Here is a 26533-nt window from a genome sequence, read left to right on the forward strand (position 1 = left end):
CGCCGCACCCACCCCCGCCCCCGCTGCCGCCGGAGCCGGCGCAGCAGCCGGCGCGGGCACCCAGCCCGGCTCCGTAGGCGACCCCAACCAGGTCCGCCAGATGTGGCCCGCCATCCTGGACGCGGTCAAGAACCGCCGGCGCTTCACCTGGATCGTCCTCAGCCAGAACGCCGAGGTCGTCGGCTTCGACGGCACGACCCTGCAGATCGGCTTCGCCAACGTCGGCGCGCGCGACAGCTTCGCCAACAGCGGCAGCGAAGAGGTCCTCCGCCAGGCGATCGGCGACGCCTACCAGGGCCAGGTCCAGTGGAAGATCGAACTCGTCGTCGGGGCCGGCGCCCCCGCGGGCTCCCCCACCGGCAGCTTCGCCGGCGGCTTCAGCAGCGGCGGCTTCAACGGTGCCGGGTACGCCCCGCAGGCCCCCGCGCACGCCGCCCCCCGCCCCGCCGCGGCCCCCGCCCCGGCGGCAGCCCCGCAGCCCCAGTACCAGGCGCCCGCGTCCCCCACGCCTCCGCCGCCCCCGCCGGCCCAGGCGTACCGCGAGCCCGAGCCGCCGCCCGTCGCCCCCGAGGACGACATGCCCGCCGAGGACGACCCCGACCTCGACGAGACGGCCCTGACCGGCCACGACCTCATCGTCCGCGAGCTGGGCGCGACCGTCATCGAAGAGATCGCGAACGAGTAAATCGAAGAGATCGCGAACGAGTAAGGCGAGCACACCGGGGGCCGGCCGCGACCCGCCCCACCAGCGACAACACCGGAACCCCCCTGGGTGCGCCGCATGCGCCCCCAGGCGCCCCCTGTTCTTCTTCGTCCGGCATGGGGCGCCGGAGGCGGCGACCACGTAGGCTCGGGCTACCGAGACAAACGTCGTCGAAAGCCAGGAGCGAACTCGTGATTCCCGGTGGTGGCCAGCCCAACATGCAGCAGCTCCTCCAGCAGGCGCAGAAGATGCAGCAGGATCTCGCCGCGGCACAGGAGGAGCTCGCCCGTACGCCCGTGGAGGGCACGTCGGGCGGCGGCCTGGTGAAGGCGACGGTCACCGGCGCCGGCGAGCTCCAGGCCCTGGCGATCGACCCCAAGGCCGTCGACCCCGAGGACACCGAGACGCTCGCCGATCTCATCCTCGCCGCCGTCCGCGACGCCAACGCCTCCGCCCAGCAGCTGCAGCAGCAGAAGCTCGGCCCGCTCGCCCAGGGCCTGGGCGGCGGCAGCGGCATCCCCGGCCTGCCGTTCTGATCTGACGGCAGTCCACCCCTGCTGAACCCGCCGGAACAAAGCAAGACGCCGGAACAAACCAAGAAGGAGCATTCGATCCGTGTATGAAGGCGTGGTCCAGGACCTCATCGACGAGCTGGGCAGGCTGCCCGGCGTCGGTCCCAAGAGCGCGCAGCGGATCGCCTTCCACATCCTCCAGGCCGAGCCGGCCGACGTCCGCCGGCTCGCCCACGCCCTGACCGAGGTCAAGGCCAAGGTCCGCTTCTGCGCGGTCTGCGGCAATGTCGCCCAGGAGGAGCGGTGCCGGGTCTGCCAGGACCCGCGTCGCGACCCCGCGGTGATCTGCGTCGTGGAGGAGTCCAAGGACGTCGTCGCCATCGAGCGGACGCGAGAGTTCCGCGGCCGCTACCACGTCCTCGGCGGGGCCATCAGCCCCATCGAGGGCGTCGGTCCCGACGATCTGCGCATCCGCGAGCTGCTCGCCCGGCTCGCGGACGGCACGGTCACCGAGCTGATTCTGGCCACCGACCCCAATCTGGAAGGTGAGGCCACCGCCACGTACCTCGCCCGCATGGTGAAGCCCATGGGGCTCAAGGTCACGCGGCTGGCCAGCGGCCTCCCTGTAGGGGGAGACCTTGAATATGCCGACGAGGTCACGCTCGGGCGTGCCTTCGAAGGGAGACGACTCCTCGATGTCTGACGCAACGCTGCATGACGCCAAACGCGACCCCGACGACTTCGCGGTCTCGGTCGCGGACTCCATCGAGAGCTTCATCGTCGCCGTCGCCGAGGTGTCGCGCGGCGATGAGCCCGACAGCGCCGTGCCCTTCCTGCTGCTGGAGATCTCCCAGCTGCTCCTCACCGGCGGCAGGCTCGGCGCGCACGAAGACTTCCTCCCCGACGAGCGCTACGAGCCCGACGTGGGCCCCGAGCCGGACGTCGACGAGCTGCGGGAGCGCTTCGCCCGGCTCCTCGACCCCGTGGACGTCTACTCGGAGATCTTCGACCCCTACGTGCCGCGCTCCGCCCCCGTCGCCTCCCGGATCTCCGACGATCTGGCCGACATCATCACCGACCTGCGGCACGGCATGGCCCACTACCGCGACGGCCGGGTCAGCGAGGCCCTGTGGTGGTGGCAGTTCTCGTACCTGTCCAACTGGGGCCCGACGGCCTCGGCCGCCCTCCGCGCCCTCCAGTCCCTGGTCGCCCACGTCCGCCTCGACCAGCCCCTGGACGAGCTCGGCGGCCTGGACACCGACTCCGTGGCGACGGAAGAGCGGCTCGCCGAGGAGGCAGGACGCGTGATGGAAGCGGAGATCGCGGGCCCGCTGGGGCTGCACGGCGTCTGACGGGTCCGACTTCGGCCATCGTTGAGGATTCGATGTCCCCGGCCGCCTTCCCCTCGTAGCCTGCGAGTGGGCCTGACCCGGTAGCTCCCGGGCCGGTCGCTCACCAACGAGGGGAAGAGGACATGGACGTCACTCCCGGCACTGGAAACCCTCCCGACCACCCCGCCGACCACCCCGCATTCTCCGCCCAGCTGAGCGAAGTCTCCCTCGGCCACTTCTACGCCTCCGCACTGCGCGCCGTCGCCGTCCACCGCGTCGCCGACCACCTCGCCGACGGCCCGCTGCAGAGCGGCGAGCTCGCCCGGCGCGCCGGCCTCCACGGCCCCACGCTGCGCCGCGTCCTGCGGCTGCTCGCCACGCGCGGCATCTTCCAAGAAGACGAGCAGGGCGCCTTCGCCCTCACCCCGGACGCTGAGCCGCTCCGTACGGACGTGCCCGCCTCGGCGCACACCGGCATGGTCTGGATCACCGACGAAGTCTTCCAGCGATCGGCAGCAGGCATGGAAGACACCCTCCGTACGGGCAGGACGCCGTTCGATACGGCGTACGGCATGCCCTTCTTCGACTACCTGCGGACGAACGCCGACGCCCAGCAGTCCTTCGACACGGGCATGGCGAGCATGTCCGGCCCGGAAGACGAACTCATAGCCGAAACGTACGAGTTCCCCGCCACCGGCACGGTCGTGGACGTCGGCGGCGGCCGTGGCGGCCTGGTCCGGGCTGTGCTCAGCCGAAACCCCGGGCTCACCGGCGTCCTGTTCGACCAGGAGCAGACGGTGGCCGCGCACCTCCTGGACGAGGGCCCGAGCGCCAAGGAGATCGCCGGCCGCTGGCGGACGGACGGCGGCAGCTTCTTCGAGTCCGTGACGCCCGGCGGCGACATCTACGTCCTGAAGCACATCCTGCACGACTGGAAGGACGAGGACTGCCTGCGCATCCTGCGCGCGATCCGCGCGGCGATCCCCGTGGGCGGCAGGCTGCTGGCCGTCGACGCGGTCCTTCCGCCCGGAAACGAGCCGCACTTCGCCAAGGCGCTGGACATCATCATGCTGGCGCTCGTTACGGGCCGCGAGCGTACGGAGCAGGAGTTCCGCGACCTGCTCGGCGAGGCGGGCTTCAGGATCGACCGCATCATCTCCGCCCCCAACTTCGCCTCGATCATCGAGGCGGTGCCGGTCTAACCCGGCAGCCAACCCTGACGCGGCGATAACGTTCCCCCGCACACGCACACTCGTGCGGGGGAACTTTGGCCGTTCTGGCTCGTATCCGGCTGGCCGGGCCTAGCCTCTGGCGCAACCATGTCGGTACGGACCGTGAGGTGAACGGCGACGATGCTGCGCAATTCCCGACCCCCCATTGCATGGCGGTACTGCGGCGGCCAGATCAAGATGTGGCGAGGGCAAGCAGACGTCACACGCGAGGAGTTGGCGGCAGAGGCCAACTACGACGTCGAAACCGTGAAGTCGATGGAGCAGGGGCGGCGGCGGCCGACGCTGCGACTGCTGCAGGTGGCGGACCAGTTGTGCGGGGCAAAGGGGTTCCTGATTGCGGCGGAGGAGTACTTGCTGCCGGAGAGGGACCTCACGCGTGTACCGGAGTTCCTGGCCGCGGAGGCCGAGGCAGTCGCGGTGCAAGGCTTCGAGCTCGTCCTTGTCCCCGGTTTGCTGCAGACCGAGGAGTACACACGAGCGCTCATGACCGTGCGCATTCCTCCCCGCACCCAAGAGAAGATCGAGGCCGACGTCGGGCACCGTGCGCAGCGGCAGGAGCGGCTCGACGAGGAAACGGTGCTGTTCAACTTCGTCATCTACGAGGCGGCTCTGCGCACCATGGTGGGCGGCCCTGAGGTGATGAAGGGGCAGCTCCGCAAGTTGCTCGAGGCGGGGGAGCAGCGAAACGTGTTCATCCAGGTTCTGCCTGTTGGGCAGGGCTACTTCCCGGGGATGGGTGGCGCGTTTACGCTCCTGGAGAGCCCGGAGTGCGAGCAATTCGTCTACACGGAGTGCCAAGGGGTCAGCTCGCTGGACTCAGAAGCGCAGAGGGTCAGCACCATGGCGAAGCGCTTCGCCATGCTCCGTATGCAGGCCCTCAGCGAGGAAGAGTCCAGGCGGTTCATCAGTACGTTGATGGAGGGGTTGTGAGGGACGGGTTGAAATGGTTCAAGTCCAGCTACAGCGACGGTGATTCGCAACTCAACTGCGTGGAGGTTGCCCCAGTGAGTGAAGGTATGCGAGTCCGAGACTCGAAGCTCGGGGGTGCCGGCCCGCGGCTGTCGATACCGGGACACGCCTGGGAAGCGTTCATAACCTACGCGTCCGAGGCGTCGGACTGAGCTTCGGGCGTCGGGCGTCGAGATTCGAGCCTTTTATGCAAGGAATGGGCGGGGAGGTTGAAGCCCACCCTCCCACCCATGGCGTGGTGGCGGCGGGCCCCGAACTCGCCTATACCACAAGTGACATGACTTTACGTGTTCGGGTCGCGACGATCCGCTGTGGCCGTGTAGCGTGCGCAACAACAAGCGACCCCCGCCGGTGCTAGCAACACCAGACGGGGGTCTGACCATCAAGATCGACATGGACGATCCTCATGGCTGTTGCCAACCTTAGCGCTGACGCGCTCCCGTACGCGCCCCCCATGGCCCGACCCGGTTTCGGAAAGCGTTCCGCACCCGGCCAGGCGCCCCGCCGCGCGGACGACTTCGCTCACTTGCCCGCCCGCGAGGCATCCGTCGCGGGCTACCTGGACCGCCTGCCCGAGGGCGCGGCCATGGACGTGAAGACTCTGGCCAAGGAACTGGCGGCGTACGGCCAGCAGGCCATCCGCACCGCGCTCCAGTACCTCGTACAGGCCGGGCACCTGTTGCGCCGCCGCGAGCCGGTGGGGGAGGGCCGTACGCAGTGGGTGTTCCGTACGTACTTCTCGCGGACGCCGCGGAACGACGCGTGGTGGAAGAGGTTTTTGAAGGGCGACGCACCGCCCGAGCAGGTTGACGCGACCCCCGGACCCGAACCCGTACCCGCGCTGGAAGCCGAACCCGTACGGGCACAGCCCCCGGCAGCCCGCTCCCGCGCGTACAAGGCGCTGGCGATGCTGGGCCGTACGGGCGACCGCCGCCTGACGCTGTCGGCGTCGGAGTGCGCGCAGTTGGAGCCGCTGGTGACGGAATGGTTCGCGCGGGGAGCGGTCGAGGCGGACGTCGTCCGGGCCGTGTCGTCGGGCCTGCCGCTGGAAGTCCACTGCGCGGGCGCCTTCGCCCGCCGCCGCCTGATCGACAAAATCCCCCCGGAACCGTTCCACGAGCCCGCCGACCCGCCCGGTCCGGTGCCCGCCGAGAAGGTGGAGTGCAGGACGTGCCGCGTCCCAGGCCCCCCGGAAGCGTTCACGGAAGGCCTGTGCCGCGCCTGCCTGCCGCCGAGCCCGTACGAGGGGGACGGCGGCGCCACGGCGGACGCCGATGCCGATGCCGAACGCGACGAGGACGTCCGCCGCCGCGTGGCGGGCCTGAGGGCGTCTTTGGTCCGGCGGCGGCCGGGCGATGCGCTGAGCCGGAAAGCAACCCGCAAGTGGGGGGTCACCCCTGCTCGGCCTGCTCAGCGCGACCGCGGGCTTCAAGGGCCCGCGCTTTGAGCATGCTTACGATGCGCATGACCCGGTCGTCCACGGCGAGCGGCCGCAGAGCGGCCAAGGCCTGCTCGGCTGCGGCCAGCGCATCATCGTGACAGCCTGCGAGCCAGTGTCGTGCGGCGAGGTGGAGGTAGGCCGTGGCTCGCACGTACGGGTCCTCAACGTCGACGAGCAGCTTGGCCGCGAACCCGGCACTCACCGCGGCGATGCTCGCGTAGTCGGCGTGCTGTGGGTGCGGAAACTGCTCCCCGACCCGTTGCAGGACGCCGTCGGGGAGAGACGCGAGCACCGTGAGGCCCAGAAGGGCGGCGTCGTCCGAGGCGAGCATCAGGTCCAGCCGTGTGAGGTACAGCGGTGCGAGCTCGTGCTCGGCCAGATGAGGCCACCGTGCCGAGGCGGCGGCGAGCGTGTAGAGGGCGTGCCGGGTCCACCCCGACCACCCGCCCTTGCGGGTCAGGAGCCCGCTGGCGGCACCCGTGGCCCACGGGTCCGGTGTGTAGTCCTCCACCTCATGCCCAGGCGTGGTCAGCGCGATGAAGTCCTCGGCGAGGACGTCCGGATAGAGGGGTTCCAGCACGGTCCCGGCGTGCGGGGCGGAGGACGGATACGGCACTGCATGGTCCGTGAAGAGCCGGGCGGCGTCCCCGTCCTGGCAGGCGTCGATCGCCGTCAGGGCCGCACGGCCGTCCTGGTATGTCACGGCACCTGTGAGAGCCGCCGTATATACGGCTCGGCCGAGCGCGTCCGGGGGCGTCGCGACCCGGCCGTTGGCGTGCAGCGTCTGCCAGTGGTCACGTTCACGGTTCAGGAGGTAGGCGGAGAACTGGGCCGGAGTGTTCAGGTCGGTCGGAGCCTTCTCCGGATTACGGCGTACGAGGTCGACCGCTGTCAGCGCCGCCATGTGGATGGCGAGGACCGACCGGAATTCGGAGCCTCTGGACAGGAGGACGGATGGCGGGGTGACACCGCGCGCCCCGGGCGCATCCAGGGCGGCTGCAAACTGCTCCTGCGCCGCCGCGAAAAGATCTCCCGCGCTCGTGATCGGGTCATCCGCCAGTGTCGACAGCGGCAATTGGCCCGTCGCCAGGCCCATCCGGTCCAGCCGATTGGCGAACGGCTGCCACCACACACCCGCAGGCCGGGCCACCAGCAGTACCCGTGCCGGGCGGCCCTCCTGGCGTGCTGCGTCCTGCATGAGCTCCAGCAACTCGGTGACCGGCCACCGTTCGGCGTAGTCGGCCACCATCAGCACTCCGCGTCCGGTCGTGTCGGCGCGACACGCCGCGGACCCCACCGGCGCCGGGTCACTCGCATGCCGCGCCTGCAGCACGTCCCAGCCCGCGTCACAGCTCAGTGCTGCGAACCGCGCTGCCAACCGTGTCTTGCCCTGGCCGCCCGGTCCGTGCAACAGCAGCACCGAGACCGGCCTCGTGCTGTCACGCCACTCGGCGAGCCGCGCCAGCTCGGCGGACCGCCCCGTAAAAGGGACGACTCCCTGCCGGGCCAGCAGCAGCCGGGCCGGCTGGGCGCGGGCCTCCTCGACGGTCAGCCGGGGGCGGGCCGAGGGGAAGGTGTCCACCCGGTACAGCGGGGGCTCCCCGCCGGTGACGGACACATCGCCCGTCACTCCCGTCACCTGCACCACGGACCCGTAGACGATCGATCCCGCCACCCACGAGCCGCGGCTACGTGCCTCCGGCCCGGCGGCCGGGCGGCGCCTCGGCCACTTCACGGGCCCTGCTCGATGTCGACATCTCCGTCCGTCTCACGGACCTGGTCGACCGGCCCGCCGGCCGCGCTGCCGGAAACGGTCTGGCCGTCCCCCGGGGGCGCGGCAGGGCCCGGCGCGAGCGGCGTACCCGATACCGCCCCCGGCCCACCCGCATGCCGGATGCGTACGTTCCCGCACGTGCGGTGGACCTGTGCCACCCCGCCCCCGACCGAGCTGCCGACTACCCCCTGACCGCCCGCCGCTTCCCGCCGCCGGCGGCGCAAGCCGGCCACCGCGACCCACAGCCCCGCCAGCCCCACGAACAACCCGAGCACCGTGGCCCACCGCTGCGCCGCGTCCCACCCCACCAGCGCGAAGTACACCGCGAGCCCCACCACAGCCACTGCCGCGGCCGCCCCACCCCAACGCGCCTGCATCTGTCCGCTCATATACGACGTTGTCCCCATGGCCGAGAAGTACCGAACCGGCCAAGTGCCGTTTGTCGCGGCTTCGTTATCGCTGGGCGGTCCCGGGCGCCCGCTTTGCGCACCCGGGCCGGGTGCGCGGCCCGGAAGGCGTTGTTAGTACCTTCTTGACCGGCTTGTTCGTGGGCATCCGGGGCAGGAGGAGGAACGGGTGAGTGACGTAATCGCTTCGAGATTGACGGTCCGCGCTGGTGAGCGGGACCTGTGGCTCTGTTTCGAGCCGTGGGCGACGGAGCACGTCGTTGCGGCCGGCACGGCCGTTGTCGTCGAGTTCGCCGGGGCCCGGAGCGTGCTGGAGATGGAGCACCACCGCGAGGGAATCACCTTCCTCAGCAACGGCCTGCACCCGGACATCCGAGGCGAGGACGGCTCCGACGTGCTCATCCTCAGCGACGTGATGCCCCCGACGCCGGACGTCTCCGACGAGACGCTCCGCGACGTCATGTCCGTCCTCCCGCCGGCCCGTCCCGCCACCGGCGTCAGTGGCGTCAGGGATGCTCACCATTGTCGCCGCGACCGTCGCCCGGCGGGGTGATCCCGATGGCTTCAAGGTTCCGCGCCTCTTGACTGGCCGGGTCAAAGGGCTTCGCCGCAGTGAAAACGATCCGCGCGTTCTCGGGGGTGATCACCTCCACATCGCGGGTGTTCCAGGGGGTGTCCCGCGGACCCTCGACCGAGTTCGGGCGCAACGCACGACAGGCCTCGACAAGGGAATCGACCTGGTTGAGCACGCCCGCGAAACTGAAGCTCATCGCCGGCGGCTGCTCCGGAACACTCGCCGCCGAGACGAGGAGTACGTCCTGGAACGCCCACCGGCGCAGGTGCACGAGCCTGCCGGGGATGCTGAACAGCTCGAAGAAACCGAGCCCACGAATCCAGAAGTCCACCGACGCCGCCAGATCGCTCGTGGGGATCGTCACGAACGCGGGCATTCCGTAGATGCCACGGAAGGGCTCCGGTGGAACCGCATCCGGGCCGGGAGCGGGCACAGGACTCATCTCAAACGCGTTGTAGTAGTCGCTCATGCGCACCACCCTTCAGCCTCACGCAACGTGAGGTGCAAGCCGAGTCCGTGAAGCTCGCCCTACTCGTGTTCGAACGGCGAGTGCGACGCCCCGCGGACCCGACGCCGACCACCTCGTCTGCACCGCCGCCTCCGACGCGTCGGCGCTGACGCGGGCGCTCCGCACGGCACCGAACCCCGTATGGTGCAGCTCACAAAGTGAGTGGCTCGGTCCGTAGAGGGCAAGAGCGATCATGGGCGGTCCGACGGCGTACCGTTCACGATCATGACGCGGGCGACACGTCTCAGCATGCGATATCGGCATGGCTGAATCCGGCCGCTCGTTAGACTGAGCCGACCGCATTACACAGAGCTGCGAGGAGCGCACGTGGGCCTTGTCGTGCAGAAGTACGGAGGCTCCTCCGTTGCCGATGCCGAGGGCATCAAGCGGGTTGCCAAGCGAATCGTGGAAGCCAAGAAGAACGGCCACCAGGTGGTCGTCGTGGTTTCCGCGATGGGTGACACGACGGACGAGTTGATCGATCTCGCCGAGCAGGTTTCGCCGATGCCTGCCGGGCGTGAGTTCGACATGCTGCTGACCGCCGGAGAGCGGATCTCCATGGCCCTGCTGGCGATGGCGATCAAAAACCTCGGCCACGCGGCGCAGTCGTTCACCGGCAGCCAGGCCGGTGTCATCACGGACGCGGTCCACGGCAAGGCGCGCATCATCGACGTCACGCCGGGCCGCATCCAGCAGTCGGTGGACTCCGGCAACATCGCGATCGTGGCCGGCTTCCAGGGCGTGTCCCAGGACAGCAAGGACATCACGACCCTGGGCCGCGGAGGCTCCGACACCACCGCCGTCGCCCTGGCCGCCGCGCTGAACGCCGAGGTCTGCGAGATCTACACGGACGTCGACGGCGTCTTCACGGCCGACCCGCGGGTGGTGAAGAAGGCCCGCAAGATCGACTGGATCTCGTTCGAGGACATGCTGGAGCTGGCCGCGTCCGGCTCGAAGGTGCTGCTGCACCGCTGCGTCGAGTACGCACGCCGTTACAACATCCCGATCCACGTCCGCTCGTCCTTCTCCGGACTGCGCGGCACCTGGGTCAGCAACGAACCGCAAGGGGACCAGTCGATGGAGCACGCGATCATCTCGGGCGTCGCGCACGACACCTCCGAGGCCAAGGTCACGGTCGTCGGTGTGCCGGACAAGCCGGGCGAGGCCGCGACGATCTTCCGGGCCATCTCGGACGCCGAGATCAACATCGACATGATCGTGCAGAACGTCTCCGCGGCGTCCACCGGCCTGACCGACATCTCCTTCACCCTCCCGAAGGCCGAGGGCCGCAAGGCCGTCGAGGCGCTGGAGCGGACGAAGGCGCGCGTGGGCTTCGACTCGCTGCGCTACGACGACCAGATCGCGAAGATCTCGCTGGTCGGCGCGGGGATGAAGACCAACCCGGGCGTCACGGCGACGTTCTTCGAGGCGCTCTCGAACGCCGGGGTGAACATCGAGCTGATCTCGACCTCCGAGATCCGCATCTCGGTCGTCACCCGTGCCGACGACGTGAACGAGGCCGTCCGCGCGGTGCACTCCGCCTTCGGCCTGGACAGCGAGAACGACGAGGCCGTCGTTTACGGAGGCACCGGGCGATGACCTCCGGCCCCGCGGCCCGTACCGGCACCTTCGCGGGTGCCGGTGCGGGCCGTAAGCCGGTGCTCGCCGTCGTCGGCGCCACCGGCGCCGTCGGTACGGTCATGCTGGAGATCCTTTCCACGCGGCAGGACGTGTGGGGCGAGATCCGGCTCGTCGCCTCCCCGCGCTCGGCGGGGCGCCGGCTCACCGTGCGGGGCGAGGAGACCGAGGTCGTCGCGCTGAGCGAGGAAGCGTTCGACGGCGTCGACGTCGCCATGTTCGACGTGCCGGACGAGGTCTCGGCGCAGTGGGCGCCGATCGCCGCCGCCAAGGGCACCGTTGTCGTGGACAACTCCGCGGCCTTCCGGATGGACCCGGACGTGCCGCTGGTGGTGCCCGAGGTGAACGCGCACGCGGCGCGCGTGCGGCCGCGCGGCATCATCGCGAGCCCGAACTGCACGACGCTGTCGATGATCGTCGCGGTGGGCGCGCTGCACGCCGAATTCGGCCTCAGCGAGCTGGTCGTCTCCTCGTACCAGGCGGCTTCCGGGGCGGGCAAGGCCGGTGTCGACACGCTGCGGACGCAGCTCGCCGCGGTGGCCGGCTCCCCGCTGGGCACGCAGCCCGGCGACGTGCGCCGGGCGGTCGGCGACGGGCTCGGCCCCTTCCCCGCGCCCCTCGCGCTGAACGTGGTGCCGTGGGCGGGCTCGCTCCGGGAGGACGGCTGGTCCTCCGAGGAGCTGAAGATCCGGGACGAGTCCCGCAAGATCCTGGGGCTGCCGTCGCTGCGGGTCGCGGCGACGTGCGTACGGGTCCCCGTGATCACCACGCACTCGCTGGCCGTGCACGCGCGGTTCGAGAACGAGGTCACGGTGGAGCAGGCCCACGAGATCCTGGCGAGCGCGCCGGGGGTCGTGCTCGTGGACGACCCCGCCGAGGGGGAGTTCCCCACGCCCGCCGACGCGGTGGGCACCGATCCGACGTGGGTCGGCCGGGTGCGCCGGTCTCCGGACGACCCGCAGGCGCTCGACCTCTTCGTCTGCGGCGACAATCTGCGCAAGGGAGCGGCACTGAACACGGCTCAGGTCGCCGAATGCGTGGCGGCGGAGCTGACCACTCCCTAGTCTGGAGAAGTGGTGAAGGTCTTGAAGGTCCTGTGATCAAGTCGTTGGTCCAGACCTCTTGAACTGGGTAGATGAAGTGTTCGACGATGCGCTCCCCGCCCACTGCAACCACCAGCGGGCCGGGGGGCGTCTTTGCTGCCGTCTCTCAGGGCGGCATCAAAACCGGGGCATTGAGGAAGAGCTGGTACGCATGAGGGCATATGACGCATCGTCACGCGGCGCATCGTCAGACGCGGTGCCTCGCGTGTACAACCCTGAGGGGGGGAAGCGTGTCCAACAGGCGTGGCAGAGGTCATCAGCATCGCAACCGCCCCGAGGCGCGGCGGCAGTGCACTGCGTCCGCGTTCCCACCCGTCGGGCGGCATGCCGGTGATCGCTCCCTGGCCGACCGCCCGGCCCGCCGCCCAGATCCCGCCCCAGCGGGGGGACGCTGACGAAGCGATGGCAGCGGGCACCACAGTCGACCACCTCACCGAGACCTACAGGGCCCACTACCGGTCCCTGCTCGGCCTTGCCGCGCTGCTCCTCGACGACACCGCCTCTTGTGAGGACGTGGTCCAGGAAGCCTTCATACGAGTGCACTCCGCGCGCGGCCGGGTCCGGGAGCCGGAGAAGACCCTCGCCTATCTGAGGCAGACTGTCGTCAATCTGTCCCGTTCCGCGCTCCGCCGCCGGATCCTCGGGCTGAAGCTGCTCTCCAAGCCGATGCCCGACATGGCGAGCGCCGAAGAGGGTGCGTACGAACAGCTGGAGCGCGACCAATTGATCAAAGCGATGCGTGGACTGCAACGCCGCCAGCGGGAAGTCCTCGTCCTCCGCTACTTCGCCGATATGACCGAGGCCCAGGTCGCCGAGACCCTGGGCCTCTCGCTCGGCTCGGTCAAGGCGTACGGGTCGCGGGGTATCGCGGCGCTCCGCGTCGCCATGGAGGCTCCGGCATGACCCGCCCCCCTTTTGACGGGCCCGGTCCCGCCGACGAGCACGGCGGGGACATGCCGGACATGCACGGCAGCGGTACGAGCGATACGCACGACAGCAGCATGGACGAGCAGACGCTCCGGCAGCTGCTGCAGGGCGCCGTCGGGGACATCGAGCCCGCCCCCGACTCGCTGGACCAGATCCGGCGCGCCGTGCCGGCCCGGCGCACCCGCCGCAGGCAGGCCCTCGTGGGCGCCGCGGCCGCGCTGATCCTCGGCGGCACGGCCCTGCCCGCCGTCGTCCACGTCGCCACCACCGGTGACGCGGTCGAGGAGCGCCACGCCAATACGGCCAGCAGCCGGCACACCCCCGAGGAGCCGGACACCGAGCCCGACGGGGTGAGCGACGGCGCCGGGCGGCCCGACGAGGGCGAGGCCCGGAACCACGACGAGAAGCGGGAAGAGCGCAAGGAAGAGGGGAAGAAGGGCAACGAACCGAAGCCCGCCGGATCCTCCCCCGCAGGCATCCCTCCCGCGCCCACGAACACCTTCGCCGCCGTCTCCCCGACCTGCGACCGCGACCAGCTCGGCAAGGGCAGCGGCACGGTCGGCCCGGCCGACCGCGACGGACGCGTCTACGGCGCCTTCCGCGTGGTCAACGTCTCGCGCGCCGTCTGTACGGTGGGCGGGCCGGGGACCGTCGCGGCGAACCCGCGGGGCAGCGCCGAGAGCGGGCGCGTCTCCGTCGTGGACCACACGCCGGGCGACGCCGCGACCGGCCTGCCCGACCCGACGTCCGAGCCCAGTGAGGTCATCCTGCAGCCCGGGCAGGCCTACGAGGTGAAGTTCGCCTGGATCCCGGCCGGCGACGGCGGGCGCAACGGCTGCGCCAAGACCGGTGGCGGCGGCGCCTCCCCGGCGCCTTCCGCCGGCGGCGGCGCCAGCGCCTCCCCGGCCGGCTCCTCCGCGGCGACCCAGCAGCAGCCGGTCGCGCCGGACTCGCCGCCGCCCACGCCCCAGCCGGGCATCGTCCTCAGCCACACCCCGGACGTGGGCGAGCCCGCGATCGCGGACGCCAAGATCGACGACGCCTGCGCCGGCACCGTCTACCGGACCGGCCCGATCGTCCCCGCGAGCTGAGGCCGCCGGGCTGCCGCGTCCTGGTGTGCCACCTCCGGCTGCCTTCTCCAGCCGTCGCTGAGGGTGCCCCCAGGGCGCCCCGAGAAGCCTCCGCCAGGCGGCGAAAACGCTGTCCGCCCCAACGGCACCGCACCACAGCGGCGAGGGCCCGGCGGAATGAACGGGCGAGGGTCCGGCGGAATGGACAGGCGAGGGCCCGGCGGAATGAACAGGCACCGCAACCGCCGCGTGGCCGTGATCCTGGCGGAGGCGCCACGGCAGGGGGCGGTGCCGGCCCTCGTGGCCGTGCCCGTACCGTGGTGGTGTGTATCGGTTCCTGCTGACTCCCCGCTGGTGGGCGATCAACGTCTTCACCGTGGTGGCCATCCCCTTCTGTCTCTTCATGGGCAGCTGGCAGCTCGGCCGCTTCGAAACGCGCGTCGACTCGCACCGCGAGCAGCAGACGCAGGCCGACGACGCCCGCGAGGCCGCGGCCGAGCCGCTGCGCGACCTCCTCCCGGTGACGACCGAGACCTCCGGCCGCCGGGCGACCGCCTCCGGCCGCTACGACGCCGAGCACCAGCTGCTCGTGCCGGAGCGGATGCTGGACGACCGCGAGGGCTTCTACGTGCTGACCCTCCTGCGCACGGACGACGGCAAGGCCCTCCCCGTCGTCCGCGGCTGGCTGCCCGGCGACGCGGACGCCAAGGCCGACACCGCCAAGGTCCCGGCCCCGCCGGCCGGCCACGTGACCGTCACCGGAGCCCTCCAGTCCTCGGAGAGCCCCGGCTCCAAGGGCGTGCGCTCCGGCGGCGGCCTGCCCGCCGGCCAGCTCGGCGTGATCAGCGCCGCCTCACTGGTCAACGTCGTGCCGTACGGGGTCCACGACGCGTGGATCACCGCCACGGCGGCGGACGGGGCCATGACCCCGGTGCCCCCCGCCGCCGCCCCGGGCAGCGGCCTGGACCTCAAGGCCTTCCAGAACCTCGGCTACACCGGGGAGTGGTTCGTCTTCGCCGGCTTCGTGCTGTTCATGTGGGCCAGGCTCTTCCGCCGCGAAGCGGAGGCCGCACGGGACCAGGCCCTCGGCATCACTCCGGAGCAGGCTCCGGGCGGGCAGGCTCCGGGCGAGACGACTCCGGGCGGGCAGGCTCCGGACGATTCCGGGCCGGGCGGCCCAGGTGACGCTCCGCAAAAGCAATCTCCAGCCGGAGCTGCTTGATCCGCTCCTCCACCACCAGGGAGCCGTGCCCCGCGTCGTAGCGGTACACCTCCAGGGGGTGGCCGCGCCGCTCCAGCCGTTCCACGTAGTTCTCGATCTGGCGGATCGGGCACCGCGGGTCGTTCATGCCCGCGGAGATGTAGACCGGCGCCCGCACCTGCTCGACGTACGTCAGCGGTGACGAGGCCGCGTAGCGCTCCGGAACCTCCTCCGGGGTGCCGCCCAGCAGCGTGCGGTCCAGGGCCTTCAGGGCCTCCATCTCGTCGTGATAGGCCGTCACATAATCCGCGACGGGCACGCCGGCCAGGCCCAGCGCCCAGGCCTCGGGCTGGGTGCCCAGGCCGAGCAGCGTCAGATAGCCGCCCCACGACCCGCCCGCCAGCACCAGCCGCTCGGGGTCGGCGATCCCCGCGGAGACCGTCCAGTCCCGGACGGCCGCGATGTCCTCCAGCTCGATGAGGCCCACCCGGTGCTTGAGCGCGTCCGTCCACGCCCGGCCGTAGCCCGTCGAGCCCCGGTAGTTGACGCGGACGACCGCGTAGCCGTGGTCCACCCAGGCCGCGGGGCCCGCGGCGAAGGCGTCGCTGTCGTGCCAGGTCGGCCCACCGTGGATGTCGAAGACCGCCGGGAAGGGCCCGTCGCCCTCCGGCTTCTGGATCAGGGCGTGCACCTTGCCGCCGGGACCCTCCACCCACACGTCCTCGACCGGCACGGAGCCCGGCGCCCGGCCGACCCCGCCCGGCAGCGCCGGCGGATCCAGCACGACCTGCCCGGTCGTGGACCGCACCGCCGACGGCTCGGCGGCCGAGGACCACAGGAACTCCACGCTCCCGTCCGGCCGCGGCAGGGCGCCCGACACCGTGCCCGCCGGGGTGTCGAGGCGGGTCAGCGAGCCCCCGGCCAGGTCGTAGCGGAACAGCTCGCTGCGGGCCTGGAAGCTGTGCTCGATCAGCAGCGCCGAACCGTCCGGATACCAGCCCGCGTCCAGGTCGCCCGGCAGGTCGACGGCCAGCGTCGTCTCCTCGCCCGTGGCGGCGTCCCACAGCATCGGCTCCCAGCGGCCCCGCCGCTGATGCCCCACGAGCAGCCGCGAGTCCCCGGCCACCGGCGCGAAGCCCATCACGGCCAGGCCCAGCTCCTCCGTGCCGCCCCGAGTGTCGTCCAGCTCGGCGACGGTGCTGCCGTCCGGCCGCACGATCCGGACGGCCGAGTGCATCGCATCGCCGTGCTCGGTGTGCTCGATCGCGATCAGGGTGCCGTCGTGCGACATGCCGCCGACACCCGCCGACTCCGCGTGACGGTAGATCTCCACGGGCGCGGCACCCGCCCGCGCCACGTGGACCGTGGACCCGCCCTTGTCCGTGGACCGGCCGACCACGGCCGTGCCGTCCCTGCCCAGGGCCAGGCCCGCCGGGTAGGAGGGCTCGAGACCGGGCGTGGCGGGCTCGTCGGGACCGCCGTGGAAGGGCTGGCGCATCCACACGCCGAACTCGTCCCCGTCCGTGTCGGAGAACCACCAGATCCACTCGCCGTCGGGCGGGAGCACCCCGCCCGTCGTCCCGTTCGGCCGGTCGGTCACCTGCCGCTGCCCGCCCGTCGCCCTGTCCCACGCGTACACCTCGAAGGTGCCCGTCACGTTCGACACGAACAGTGCACGGTCGGGGGCTTCCTGCGCCCATCTCGGCAGCCCGACCCGCGGCGCCCGGAAGCGCTTCTCCCAGTCCGGCATGGCCGTACCGGGCCTCTCGTCGTTCAGCTCGGCCCCGTTGCTCTCAGTCATGGACCCATTCTGCGCCGGAGCCCGGGCCGGGCGTCCAGACGAGCCCCCAGCCTGTGGAAAACTCCCATTCCGCTTAGGGGTTGCCGCACGGTCAAGAGCGGTCGCCCGGCACCGGGCGCAGGCCCAGCCGGTCGCCCGTGTCGTCGTCGAAGTCCGCCAGGAAACCGGCCAGCAAGTCCGTGAGGTGGTTCAGGCACCGCGCGCCGAACAGCACCGGCTGGTAGCCCGAAACCCGGTAGGGAGTCGCGACGACCGCGTGCACGTCCAGCTCCCGGACCTCGCACCGGTCCAGCCGCGCGAGCTCGCCGTACGAGGACAGCAGCGCCGCCCCGTAGGCCTTGGGCGGGCCCGCCGCCGGCCCGTCCCCCGATCCCGCATCCGCCATCACGCCGAACTCGAGCGTGAACCAGTACACCCGGCTGATGAGGTCGAGGGCCTCGGGCGTATCGAGGCGCATCGCCGCACGCCCGAACATGCGGTACAGCTCCGCGAACCGGGGCGACGCGAGGTGGATGCCGTGGCCGAACACGTCGTGGATCACGTCCGGTTCGGGCGTGTACAGCGGCACCGACGGATGGCGGACGAACTGCACGGCGTGGAAGTAGCCGTCCTCCATCGCTCCCAGGAAGCGCCGGTTCTCCACGAAACCACCCGCGAGTGTGAATTCGAACCCCGTCAGTGGCTTCAGTCGCTCGCTGACCTCGGCGTGCTGCGGTACGTGGTCGGCCGGGATCGGGGCCGCCTCCACGGCGTCCAGGACCTCCCGGCAGGCGTACGCCCGGTGCGCCCCGCCCAGCGCGCCGTGGACCGTGCGCCACGTCGCGTGCTCGGCCTCGGTGTACTCCACGGCCGGGGAAGGGTCCCCCACGCGGTGCCCGCGGGCGAGCCGCGCCACCGCGTTCCGCCGCTGCAGATACAGGCTGTCGCTCCGTCCCGGGTGCTGCGCCGCCGTGCCGAGCCGGCCCTCGGGCGTCACCGGCGTGCGTGACCAGACATGACTCATGACACACAAGGTGCCCAGAGGGAATCAGAGAGTAACCCTCCGTCCGTCGAATCGCGGCTTGAGATGCGCCGGGCCCGTACCGGTGCCAGCGTGGACTGTGGGCCGCCCTGCGTACAGGAGGTTTGTCATGACGACCAAGACGGCGTGGAACGCCCAGATCGACATCACTGAAGAGGGCCGCAAGGTCACCGCCGACGCCACGCTGATCGGCAAGAGCGGGCAACGGCAACTAGTGGGGCACGGCGTGGCCCGGTGCAATCCGGCCGACCAGAACGACCCCGCCATCGGCGACGAACTCGCCGCGGCCCGCGCTCTCGCGGACCTCACCAACAAGCTGCTCGACAACGCCGCGCACGACATCGAGTCGCACACGCATCAACCGGTCAAGGGGTCTCTCGCCTCCTGAACACGACGACACGGCGGCGCTGCTCGCCGTCCACCAGGCCCTGAGCGCGGGCCGGCGCATCACCGTAATCTCCCCACCCCGCCGGCCCGCGTCGACAACCGGCGCGGCAAGTACAAGTCGGCCTGGCGCCGCAAGCCCTTCCGCAAGCCCTTCACCCCGCACGAGGTCGATGCCATCCACAAGTGGCTCACCACGGAGGTGAGGGGCGCGGACATGTCGCAGACCCTCCTGCAGGTCCATTCGTACGGCTGCTGGATCCATGCCATGGCCCCGGGCACGGCCGCCGTTGCGCAGCGACGCCGTCCACGGCCGCGGCGCGTACGGCGCGTACGGCGCGTACGGCGCGTACGTGAACCATTCCGACCCCGATCCCGGCGTGGCGTCCGACCCGGATCCCGCTTATCCCAGGCTTTACTACGAGGGGAACTACGCCCGGCCGCAGGAGGTGAAGAAGTACTGGGACCCGAAGAACCACTTCCACCACAAGCAGTTCCACCACAAGCAGTCGATCCGCCTTCCCTGACGAGAGCCGAGATGGCCATTGATGAGCCGGAAGAGCAGGCCGTTCACGAGCCTGAACGGGAATCGGCGCCGGAACGACGCGCCTCCGGTCGGCGGGGACTGCTGACGGGGCTCGCCGGGATTGCCGCGGGGGCAGTACTCGGGGCCGGCCGGTCTTCCGCGGCTGAACCGTCACCGCGCAGTCCTCGGCATCAGTCGAAGTCCCAATCGAAGCCTCAGCCGCATCCACATCCGCATCCGAAGCCTCAGCCGAAACCCCCGCCCCATCCCCATCCCACGCCCGCGCCCCCGGGCCTCGTCCTCCTCGGCGCGTACACATCCGCGCCGGACGGCGGTCCCGGCATCGGCATCGGCCTCGCCTCGTACGACCGGCGGACGGGGCGGATGACCGCGGAAGGCGTGATCGAGGGGGTGGCCGACCCGTCCTACCTCGCGCTGCACCCGCGCGGCCACACCCTCTACGCCGTCGACGAGCAGCAGAACGGGACTGTGACGGCCGTCCGGCTGGCCGACCGCCGGATCCTGGGGACGCGGACCACCGGCGGCGCCCTGCCGTGCCACCTGTCGGTCCACCCGAGCGGCCGCTGGCTGCTGACCGCCAACTACCTCTCCGGCAGCGTGGCCGTTCACCCGATCGACGCAACGGGCGCCCTGGCGGAACCGTCCGACGTGGTCGCCCACCTCGTCCCCCCGCCCGGCCCGGGCCAGGAAAGTGCGCACGCCCACCAGATCATCACCAGCCCCGACGGCCGATTCGTCCTCGCCGTGGATCTCGGCAACGATACGGTGTACACGTATCGCCTCGACCCAACTGCCGGACGGCTCACACGAATTGCCCAGGTGAGTCTCGCCCCGGGAGCGGGACCGCGCCATCTGGCATTCCACCCCCGCGGCAAGTTCGCGTATGTGGCGAACGAACTCGACAACACGGTCGTCGTCTGCGCCTACGACCCGGCGACGGGTGACCTCAGCCCGGGCCCCACGAGCCCCACCGGCTCCGGTACCGGCGGCACGAGGAACTATCCGGCACAGCTCCTGGTCGGAAAGTCGGGCCGTTTCGCGTACCTCGCCAACCGGGGGGACAACAGCATCGCCCGCTATGCCGTCGAGGCGTCCGGCGCGAGGCTGCGCCTGCTGAACACCGTGCCCGTACGCGGCGACTTCCCGCGCCACATCGCTTTCTCCCCCGACGAGCGCCTGCTCTTCGCGGCGAACCAGCGGTCGGGCTCCGTGACGGTGTTCCGGGCCGATCCGAGCAGCGGTCGGCTGACTCCTTCCGGAGCCCCGTACCCCGCCCCGGGCGCAGCCTGCGCGCTGGTTCGCTTTTGACGTTGTTTATCCCCTTCTCGGCGGGTGACGAGAACTCGACTGACGACTTGTCGTCATGGGTTCTCGTGGACCGACGCGGCGCGCCCGGGCCAGAGTTGATCACCAGGGAGTGGCGGCCCGGCCTGCCGCCGCGCAACGGGGGGATCTCATGTGGAGTACGCGTTTCTTACTGCCTCTCCTGCCGCCTCTTGCGCTGACGCGCCCGTAACAGCAGGCCGGTGGAACAGAGCAGGCCGGTGATATTCCCACCTGCCGCAGCCCGCCGCCACGCCGGCCCGCCCGGGACACGGGGAAACCCCGGGGTACGCGGAAATGCGAGGCGATCAATGATCTATCAGAGCACTCACGAAATGATTCTGGACGACGTTTTTCTCGACCTGTCCGGCTTCATATCAGGAGTCAATCTCCTGCTCAAGGTCGAAGGCTTCAACCCGGCCGGTTCCATCAAGATGAAAGCCGCTGTCGGCCTGGTCGAGGATGCGGAGGACCGGGGCCTCCTGGCGCCCGGCGGGCACGTCATCGAATCCTCCTCCGGCAATCTGGGCATCGCGCTGAGCTCGGTGTGCGCCGCCCGCGGCTACCGCTTCACCTGCGTGGTCGACCCCAACACCTCCGCCCACAGCATCGCGCTGATGCGGGCCTACGGGGCCGAGGTCGTGTCCGTCGACCGGCGGGACAGCAACGGGGGCTATCTGCAATCCCGTATCGACTACATCCACCGGCGCATCGCCGCCGATCCCGTACTCGTCTGGCCCAACCAGTACGCGAACCCGGCCAACCCCAGGGCGCATTACGAACGCACGGCAGCCGCGATCGTCAAGCAGGGGCTCGACATCGACTATCTCTTCGTCGGGGCCGGAACCACCGGGACGCTGATGGGCTGCATCGCGTACTTCCGGGAGAACTCCCCGCAGACAAAGGTGATCGCCGTCGACACCGTCGGTTCCGTCACCTTCGGAACCCCGCCCGGAAGGCGCCACATACCGGGGCTGGGCACCAGCAGGCGGCCCGAGATCTTCGACCCGGAACAGATCGAGCACGTGGTCATGGTCCCCGAGATCGAAGCCGTCCACATGTGCCGCCTGCTGGCCGCGCAGCGGGGCATCGCGGCCGGCGGCTCGACCGGGTCGGTACTGGCCGCCGTCGAGCGTCAGCGGACGGGAATCCCGTCCGGCGCCCGGGTCGTGGCGATCGCGCCCGACCTCGGCGACCGGTATCTCAGCACCATCTACGACGACGCGTGGGTGCAGGAACGGTTCGGGCAGCGGGTTCCGGCGTAGTCGTGCTGATGAGTGTTCCGAAGCTGCCCGGTTCTGCAGGTCCGCAGTCCTCAGTCCTCAGTCCTAATGTCCTGAAGGGATAGCGATGTTCGAGTTCAGCGTCATCGGCGGAAAGACCGCACGAGAAATCATCGGCCGCACACGGCAGCAGATCGTATCGGAGGTGCGCGACACCTATCTGACCCACCACGCGGGCGAGTCGGTCAACCCCAACAGCTATTTCCTGCGCTTCCCCGACAAGCCCGACAGCCGCATCATCGCCCTTCCCGCCTACCTGGGCGGCAAGGCTGATGTCGCGGGCATCAAGTGGATCAGCAGCTTCCCCGGCAACATCACCAAGGGGTTCCCGCGCGCCTCCGCGGCCCTCCTGCTCAACGACTACGAGACCGGCTACCCCTTCGCCTGCCTGGAGGCCTCCCAGATCAGCGCGGCCCGTACCGCCGCCTCCGCCGTCCTGGCCGCGGAACAGCTGACCGGCGGACGCACCGCCAGGCGGCTGACCATCGTCGGCGCGGGCATCATCGCCCGCAACATCCTGGAGTTCTTCACCGCCCAGGAGTGGTCCGTGGATGAGCTGGTCATCCACGACCGGCTGCCCGAGTACAGCAAGGCCTTCGCCGAGTACGCCGCCTCCTCGCTGGGCCACCGGACCACCACGGAGGACGACCTGACGGCCGCCCTGACCGGCTCCGACCTCGTGGTCCTGGCCACCACGGCCGGCGAGCCGTACATCACGGACCCCGCAGCCTTCGCCGCCGGCCAGGTCGTGCTGAACGTCTCGCTGCGCGACATCGGCCCGGAGATCATCCTGGGCGCGCAGAACATCCTCGACGACGTCGGCCACTGCATGACCGCCAACACCTCGCCGCACCTGGCCGAGCAGAAGTACGGCCACCGCGACTTCATCGACGGCACGCTCGCGGACGTCATCCGCGGCGACGTCCGGCCCGTCGAGGACCGTCCGGTGATCTTCTCCCCGTTCGGGCTGGGCGTCCTCGACCTCGCCGTCGGGATGCACGTCTACCGCACGGCGCGGGAGAGCGGCGAGGCCGTCGAGGTGCCGGACTTCTTCGGCGAGACGCGCCGGTGGTGACAATGACTTCTTCCAAGACTTCTCCCACCTCTTCCTTCTCTTCCTTGTCCACGGAACGTGCTTCGTCCACGGAATCCGGCGTCTGCATCATCGGTTGCGGCTCCCGAGGCCTCGGTGTGCTGGAGCGGATCGTCACCCTGACTTCGGCCCCCGAATGGGGCGGCCGGCCTTTCACCGTCGACATCGTCGACCCCCGGTGCGACGCCGTCGGCATTCACGACCCGGCCCAGCCGGATTACCTGTTGCTCAACACCACATGCAGTCAGGTCTCGCCGTTCCCCGAGGAGGCCACGGTCGGCGACACTGTCGGCGACCGCGGGCCCAACCTGTACGAATGGGTCCGTGAACGCGGTCTCCGGCTGGCCGAAGACGGCTACACGCTCGGCCCCGCAGGCCCCGCAGGCCCCGCAGGCCCCGCAGGCCCCGCAGGCCGCGAGATACGCGAGGATGACTACCTTCCGCGCCGCATCCTCGGCGAGTACCTCTCGTGGTTCCTCCAGCGGGTCGTGGACCGCGCGCCCGGGCACCTGCTGATCCGGTTCCACCGGACCGAGGCCGCGGAACTCACGGTCCTGCCCGACGGCAACCGCCGTGTCGTCCTCGACGACGGCGGCGTCCTGACCGCTCCGTACGTCTTCCTCACCACCGGACACACCCCGCCGGCCGCCCTGCCCGCGCAGGACCGGCCGCCGGGGGAGCACCGCAGGGTCCGCGAGATCTACCCGCCGGTGAGCCGGTTCGCCGGCATCCGGCCCGGACAGACGGTCGCCCTCGCGGGCACCGGGCTGTCCGGCATGGACGCCCTCGCAGCGCTCACTCTCGGCCGCGGCGGCAGGTACACCACGGTCGACGGGACGCTGCAGTACGTCCCGAGCGGAGCCGAGCCCCGCATCCTGCTGTACTCCCGTACGGGGCTGCCCTTCCGCGCCCGCCCCCGGGCCAACCGCCAGGGCCGGCTGTACGAGCCCCTGGTGTTCACGGCGGAGGCCGTCGACCGCCTTCGGGCCGACGCGCCGGAGGAAGGCCTGAGCCTCCACGGCGACCTGCTGCCCCTCATCCGCACCGAGATGCGCATCGCCTTCCACCTCCGCTGCGCGGGACTGCTCAGTGGCGACGGTGATGGTGACGGTGATGGTGACGGTGACTGGGAGACCAAGGAAGGGCCGGCGGAGGACCGTACGGCTGGAGACCGTACGGCGGACGCCCTCCGCGAGGCCGTAGCGGCCGGGCGCCTGGACTCCGAGCTGGACAGGCTGGACGCCGAGCACCGCACGGCCTTCGGGCTCCTGGACCCGGAGGAGCTGCTCTTCCCCGAGCCGGGTGGCCTCTCCGGCAGCCGCGCCTACCAGGACTGGTACGGCGGGCGCCTCGCGGAGGACCTGGAGCAGGCCGGGCAGGGCCTGGCCGGCAGCCCGCTCAAGGCCGCGCTGGAGGTGCTCCGCGACCGCCGTGAGCTGATCCGCAGGGCCGTCGACTTCGCGGGGCTCGACGAGAAGTCCCACGACGAGTTCTACGGATCCTTCACCGCCGTACTGAACCGGTCCGTGACCGGCCCCCAGCTGGACCGGCACCAGGAGCTGCTCGCCCTGCTGCGGGCCGGGACGGCCGCCGTCCCGTTCGGCCCCGAGCCGGAGGTGGCCTGGGACGAGGCGGGCGGGTACTGGCGGCTGTCCTCCACGCGGCTGACCGAGCCGTACTCCGCCACCGCCGACTGGCTCTGCCACGCCACGTCCGGTCAGCCGGACGTCGAGCACACGGGCAGCCGGCTGCTCGCCGGACTGGTCCGTACGGGCACCATCCGCCGGCACCGGTCCGCCGTGGCGAACAGCCGGGGCGTGGACCTCACGCGAAACCTGCACCCGGTCGGGAGTGACGGTGTGGAGGACGAGCGCATGTGGGTGCTCGGTCCGCTGTCCGAGGGCACCACGTTCTACAACCACTATGTGCCGTCGCCGGGCGGGTTCTCGCGGGCGCTGAGCGACGCGCACAGGAGCGTGGTGGAGATGCTCGCGGCGGCGGGAGAGGCGGCCGGACAGGCGGGGGGCGAGGCGGGGGGCGAGACTGCGGCAGAGGTGTCCGAAAAGAAGTCACCCACAGAGACATCATCCGCAAAGGTGGCTCTGTGAACGCTGCTCTCGCAACCCTCCCCATCCTGGTCACGCTGGGACTCCTCGCCTTCGGGGTTCGCGCCCTTTACGCGGCCCTGTCGGCCCTGGCGACCGCAATCGTCATCACGGCCACGTCTTTCCGGACACCGCTTGCTGAACTCGGCCACGCCGAACAGCACATGCTGCCGACGATCGTCGAACTGGCCGCGATCCTCTTCGGCGGCATCCTGCTCAGCGAGCTGATGACCCGTACCGGCGCACAGTCCCGGCTCGGCAACTGGATAGGCAGCGCCTGCAGTTCGCCCAGCCGTGCGGTGCTGCTCGTCATGCTTGGAGTGACGCCTTTCGCCGAGTCGCTCACCGGATTCGGCATCGGCGTCATCGTGGCCATCCCCCTCCTGCGCCAACTGGGCCTGCCGCCGGCGAAAGCCGCGGTGGTCGGCCTGCTGGGGCTGGTCACGGTGCCCTGGGGATCCCTGGCGCCGGGCAGCCTGGTCGCGGCGGAGCTCGGCGGGGTCGATTTCCAGCAACTGGGCATCGACTCCGCCTTCCTCTCCGCGCCGGTCTTCCTCATCACCGGATCGGCCGCGCTGATCGTCGCGCTCGGCGTGCGCCGTGCCGTGGCCTCGGCCGGCGACCTGATCCTGGCCGTGGCGGCCCTCTGGGGCACCGTCTGGGCCGTCAACACCTTCATCGGCGTACCGCTGGCCGGCGTTCTCGGCGGACTCGTCACCATGGTCGTCCTGCTGCTGGTCTCGCGGCTGCTGGAGCAGGACGGCGCGGGCGCGCAGCGGGAGTCCATTGGCCGCACACTCTCCCCGTACGCCTTCCTCGTCGCCGGCCTCCTGGTGAGCCGGCTGATCCTGGAGTCGGCGGGCGTCAAGGAAGGGTGGTGGACGGTCGTCGCCGGGCCCGGCGGCTGGCTGCTCCTGACCGCCGCCCTCACGCCCAAGCTGCTGGGGGCCGGTGAGCCCGTGCTGGGCACGGCCTCTCGCGCGGCGCTCGGCCGCTGGTGGCAGGTGACCCTCACGACGGTCGTGTTCCTGACCCTGGGCACCCTGCTCACCGTGACCGGCATGAGCCGGGAGCTCGCCGAGGCCTGCGCCTCGATCGGCTCCTCCTACCTCGTGCTCGCCCCCTGGATCGGCGCCATCGGCGGCTTCCTCGCCGGCTCCAACACCGGGGCCAACGCGATGTTCGCCGCCGGCCAGGCGAACACCGCCGAGGCCCTCGGCTACTCCACCGGCCACCTCGTGGCGGTGCAGAACGTGAGCGCGGCGCTCGCCTCGGGCGCCTCCAGCGCCCGCGTCGTCCTGGCGGCGCAGCTGGCGGAGAACGCGCCGGGGCCGGCGGCCGCGGCGGTCGTGCCGGTGCGGGAATCCGTATCCGCGTCGGGGGGCCGCACGGCGACGCCGGTGCTGCAGGCTCCGGCGGAAGTGGAGACGGCGACGAGCCGGCCGGTCGACACGCGGTGGGTCCTGCGCACGGTGCTGTCGGTGCATGCGCTCGTGTTCCTGACGACGGGGGCGATAGCGGTCGTGTGGCAGTAACAGAGGAACGAAAGAAGCAAGCGCGGCAGAACGAAGAACGGCAGAACGAAG

General features: G+C 70.9%; 24 protein-coding genes and 2 pseudogenes. 21 read left to right on the forward strand and 5 right to left on the reverse strand.

The window, feature by feature from the left end:
* The 8 genes and pseudogenes from IF61_RS0116955 to IF61_RS0116985 all read left to right on the forward strand — a co-directional run.
* Nucleotides 1-685: pseudogene (locus tag IF61_RS0116955) on the forward strand (DNA polymerase III subunit gamma and tau); the annotation flags it as partial.
* 209 nt (nt 686-894) lie between these two features.
* A complete protein-coding gene (locus tag IF61_RS0116960) occupies nt 895-1239 on the forward strand; it encodes a YbaB/EbfC family nucleoid-associated protein (protein WP_078660274.1) in 345 nt (114 codons plus the stop codon).
* A 79-nt stretch (nt 1240-1318) separates the two neighbouring features.
* On the forward strand, nt 1319-1918 hold the full coding sequence (recR, locus tag IF61_RS0116965; RefSeq protein WP_030367243.1) for a recombination mediator RecR: 600 nt from the start codon (nt 1319-1321) through the stop codon (nt 1916-1918).
* Nucleotides 1911-2567 carry a DUF5063 domain-containing protein gene (locus tag IF61_RS0116970; protein ID WP_030367244.1) on the forward strand — a complete coding sequence of 219 codons (657 nt, stop codon included), beginning with the start codon at nt 1911-1913 and terminating at the stop codon, nt 2565-2567. Before recR ends, IF61_RS0116970 begins: the two co-directional genes overlap by 8 nt.
* A 122-nt stretch (nt 2568-2689) precedes the next feature.
* The gene (locus tag IF61_RS0116975) at nt 2690-3748 is read left to right on the forward strand and encodes a methyltransferase (RefSeq protein WP_030367245.1); all 1059 of its coding nucleotides are present in this window, start codon (nt 2690-2692) and stop codon (nt 3746-3748) included.
* 150 nt (nt 3749-3898) lie between these two features.
* On the forward strand, nt 3899-4708 hold the full coding sequence (locus IF61_RS0116980; protein WP_030367246.1) for a helix-turn-helix domain-containing protein: 810 nt from the start codon (nt 3899-3901) through the stop codon (nt 4706-4708).
* Nucleotides 4705-4899 carry a DUF397 domain-containing protein gene (locus IF61_RS34230; RefSeq protein WP_078660275.1) on the forward strand — a complete coding sequence of 65 codons (195 nt, stop codon included), beginning with the start codon at nt 4705-4707 and terminating at the stop codon, nt 4897-4899. Before IF61_RS0116980 ends, IF61_RS34230 begins: the two co-directional genes overlap by 4 nt.
* Nucleotides 4900-5201: 302 nt before the next feature.
* The gene (locus IF61_RS0116985; RefSeq protein ID WP_245684530.1) at nt 5202-6194 is read left to right on the forward strand and encodes a hypothetical protein; all 993 of its coding nucleotides are present in this window, start codon (nt 5202-5204) and stop codon (nt 6192-6194) included.
* Here IF61_RS0116985 and IF61_RS0116990 read toward each other — a convergent pair.
* Nucleotides 6139-7923, reverse strand: coding sequence for an ATP-binding protein (locus IF61_RS0116990; RefSeq protein ID WP_157848617.1), 1785 nt, complete (start codon nt 7921-7923; stop codon nt 6139-6141). The genes IF61_RS0116985 and IF61_RS0116990 overlap by 56 nt on opposite strands.
* A complete protein-coding gene (locus IF61_RS35285; protein WP_030367249.1) occupies nt 7920-8351 on the reverse strand; it encodes a hypothetical protein in 432 nt (143 codons plus the stop codon). Before IF61_RS35285 ends, IF61_RS0116990 begins: the two co-directional genes overlap by 4 nt.
* Before the next feature lie 187 nt (nt 8352-8538).
* Between IF61_RS35285 and IF61_RS0117000 the strand changes: the two genes are divergently transcribed.
* The gene (locus tag IF61_RS0117000; RefSeq protein ID WP_030367250.1) at nt 8539-8922 is read left to right on the forward strand and encodes a hypothetical protein; all 384 of its coding nucleotides are present in this window, start codon (nt 8539-8541) and stop codon (nt 8920-8922) included.
* On the opposite strand, the gene IF61_RS0117005 is transcribed toward IF61_RS0117000, so the two are convergent.
* Nucleotides 8876-9412 (reverse strand): VOC family protein, encoded by a 537-nt coding sequence (locus IF61_RS0117005; protein WP_030367251.1) that lies wholly within the window; start codon nt 9410-9412, stop codon nt 8876-8878. The two genes, IF61_RS0117000 and IF61_RS0117005, sit on opposite strands and share 47 nt — an antisense overlap.
* Nucleotides 9413-9778: 366 nt before the next feature.
* Between IF61_RS0117005 and IF61_RS0117010 the strand changes: the two genes are divergently transcribed.
* From IF61_RS0117010 to IF61_RS34240, 5 genes and pseudogenes are all read left to right on the forward strand, one after another.
* Nucleotides 9779-11050 (forward strand): aspartate kinase, encoded by a 1272-nt coding sequence (locus IF61_RS0117010; RefSeq protein WP_030367252.1) that lies wholly within the window; start codon nt 9779-9781, stop codon nt 11048-11050.
* Nucleotides 11047-12153, forward strand: coding sequence for an aspartate-semialdehyde dehydrogenase (locus IF61_RS0117015; protein ID WP_030367253.1), 1107 nt, complete (start codon nt 11047-11049; stop codon nt 12151-12153). The genes IF61_RS0117010 and IF61_RS0117015 overlap by 4 nt, the downstream gene beginning before the upstream one ends.
* A gap of 363 nt (nt 12154-12516) precedes the next feature.
* Nucleotides 12517-13095 (forward strand): SigE family RNA polymerase sigma factor, encoded by a 579-nt coding sequence (locus IF61_RS0117020; protein WP_030367254.1) that lies wholly within the window; start codon nt 12517-12519, stop codon nt 13093-13095.
* Nucleotides 13092-14210 (forward strand): anti-sigma factor, encoded by a 1119-nt coding sequence (locus tag IF61_RS32395; protein WP_052392762.1) that lies wholly within the window; start codon nt 13092-13094, stop codon nt 14208-14210. Before IF61_RS0117020 ends, IF61_RS32395 begins: the two co-directional genes overlap by 4 nt.
* A 382-nt stretch (nt 14211-14592) precedes the next feature.
* A pseudogene (locus IF61_RS34240) lies at nt 14593-15147 on the forward strand (SURF1 family protein); the annotation flags it as partial.
* A 133-nt stretch (nt 15148-15280) separates the two neighbouring features.
* Here the strand turns inward: IF61_RS34240 and IF61_RS0117035 are convergent.
* On the reverse strand, nt 15281-17191 hold the full coding sequence (locus tag IF61_RS0117035; RefSeq protein ID WP_052392763.1) for a S9 family peptidase: 1911 nt from the start codon (nt 17189-17191) through the stop codon (nt 15281-15283).
* 91 nt (nt 17192-17282) lie between these two features.
* Entirely contained in the window at nt 17283-18194 is a 912-nt protein-coding gene (locus IF61_RS0117040; protein ID WP_030367258.1) for a phenylalanine 4-monooxygenase, read from the reverse strand.
* Between the two features lie 127 nt (nt 18195-18321).
* On the opposite strand from IF61_RS0117040, the gene IF61_RS0117045 reads away from it, so the two are divergent.
* The 7 genes from IF61_RS0117045 (at nt 18322) to IF61_RS35905 (ending at nt 26482) form a co-directional block, all read left to right on the forward strand.
* On the forward strand, nt 18322-18600 hold the full coding sequence (locus IF61_RS0117045) for a dsRBD fold-containing protein (protein ID WP_030367259.1): 279 nt from the start codon (nt 18322-18324) through the stop codon (nt 18598-18600).
* 259 nt (nt 18601-18859) lie between these two features.
* Complete coding sequence (locus tag IF61_RS0117055; RefSeq protein ID WP_078660276.1) at nt 18860-19123, forward strand: BBE domain-containing protein; 264 nt, start codon at nt 18860-18862, stop codon at nt 19121-19123.
* Between the two features lie 11 nt (nt 19124-19134).
* Nucleotides 19135-20451, forward strand: a complete 1317-nt coding sequence (locus tag IF61_RS0117060; RefSeq protein ID WP_078660277.1) for a lactonase family protein — start codon at nt 19135-19137, stop codon at nt 20449-20451.
* 350 nt (nt 20452-20801) lie between these two features.
* Complete coding sequence (sbnA, locus tag IF61_RS0117065; RefSeq protein WP_245684531.1) at nt 20802-21731, forward strand: 2,3-diaminopropionate biosynthesis protein SbnA; 930 nt, start codon at nt 20802-20804, stop codon at nt 21729-21731.
* Between the two features lie 85 nt (nt 21732-21816).
* Nucleotides 21817-22824: a 2,3-diaminopropionate biosynthesis protein SbnB gene (gene sbnB, locus IF61_RS0117070; protein WP_030367263.1), complete on the forward strand. Its 1008-nt coding sequence runs from the start codon at nt 21817-21819 to the stop codon at nt 22822-22824.
* A gap of 44 nt (nt 22825-22868) precedes the next feature.
* The gene (locus tag IF61_RS0117075) at nt 22869-24950 is read left to right on the forward strand and encodes an FAD/NAD(P)-binding protein (protein WP_169748826.1); all 2082 of its coding nucleotides are present in this window, start codon (nt 22869-22871) and stop codon (nt 24948-24950) included.
* Nucleotides 24947-26482: an L-lactate permease gene (locus IF61_RS35905; protein WP_052392764.1), complete on the forward strand. Its 1536-nt coding sequence runs from the start codon at nt 24947-24949 to the stop codon at nt 26480-26482. Before IF61_RS0117075 ends, IF61_RS35905 begins: the two co-directional genes overlap by 4 nt.
* Nucleotides 26483-26533: the final 51 nt, after the last annotated feature.

This window comes from Streptomyces roseoverticillatus (assembly GCF_000719265.1).
GTDB lineage: Bacteria > Actinomycetota > Actinomycetes > Streptomycetales > Streptomycetaceae > Streptomyces > Streptomyces roseoverticillatus.

Excerpts from the sequence above, each read along its gene's own strand:
- IF61_RS0116970 (WP_030367244.1), top strand. The coding sequence starts at position 1,911 with ATGTCTGACGCAACGCTGCATGACGCCAAACGCGACCCCGACGACTTC.
- sbnB (WP_030367263.1), top strand. The coding sequence starts at position 21,817 with ATGTTCGAGTTCAGCGTCATCGGCGGAAAGACCGCACGAGAAATCATC.
- IF61_RS0117020 (WP_030367254.1), top strand. The coding sequence starts at position 12,517 with ATGCCGGTGATCGCTCCCTGGCCGACCGCCCGGCCCGCCGCCCAGATC.
- IF61_RS0117015 (WP_030367253.1), top strand. The coding sequence starts at position 11,047 with ATGACCTCCGGCCCCGCGGCCCGTACCGGCACCTTCGCGGGTGCCGGT.
- IF61_RS0117040 (WP_030367258.1), bottom strand. The coding sequence starts at position 18,194 with ATGAGTCATGTCTGGTCACGCACGCCGGTGACGCCCGAGGGCCGGCTC.
- IF61_RS0117045 (WP_030367259.1), top strand. The coding sequence starts at position 18,322 with ATGACGACCAAGACGGCGTGGAACGCCCAGATCGACATCACTGAAGAG.
- sbnA (WP_245684531.1), top strand. The coding sequence starts at position 20,802 with ATGATTCTGGACGACGTTTTTCTCGACCTGTCCGGCTTCATATCAGGA.
- IF61_RS0116975 (WP_030367245.1), top strand. The coding sequence starts at position 2,690 with ATGGACGTCACTCCCGGCACTGGAAACCCTCCCGACCACCCCGCCGAC.
- IF61_RS32395 (WP_052392762.1), top strand. The coding sequence starts at position 13,092 with ATGACCCGCCCCCCTTTTGACGGGCCCGGTCCCGCCGACGAGCACGGC.
- IF61_RS35285 (WP_030367249.1), bottom strand. The coding sequence starts at position 8,351 with ATGAGCGGACAGATGCAGGCGCGTTGGGGTGGGGCGGCCGCGGCAGTG.
- IF61_RS0117055 (WP_078660276.1), top strand. The coding sequence starts at position 18,860 with ATGCCATGGCCCCGGGCACGGCCGCCGTTGCGCAGCGACGCCGTCCAC.
- IF61_RS0117060 (WP_078660277.1), top strand. The coding sequence starts at position 19,135 with ATGGCCATTGATGAGCCGGAAGAGCAGGCCGTTCACGAGCCTGAACGG.
- IF61_RS0117005 (WP_030367251.1), bottom strand. The coding sequence starts at position 9,412 with ATGAGCGACTACTACAACGCGTTTGAGATGAGTCCTGTGCCCGCTCCC.
- IF61_RS0116980 (WP_030367246.1), top strand. The coding sequence starts at position 3,899 with ATGCTGCGCAATTCCCGACCCCCCATTGCATGGCGGTACTGCGGCGGC.
- IF61_RS0116985 (WP_245684530.1), top strand. The coding sequence starts at position 5,202 with ATGGCCCGACCCGGTTTCGGAAAGCGTTCCGCACCCGGCCAGGCGCCC.
- IF61_RS0117035 (WP_052392763.1), bottom strand. The coding sequence starts at position 17,191 with ATGACTGAGAGCAACGGGGCCGAGCTGAACGACGAGAGGCCCGGTACG.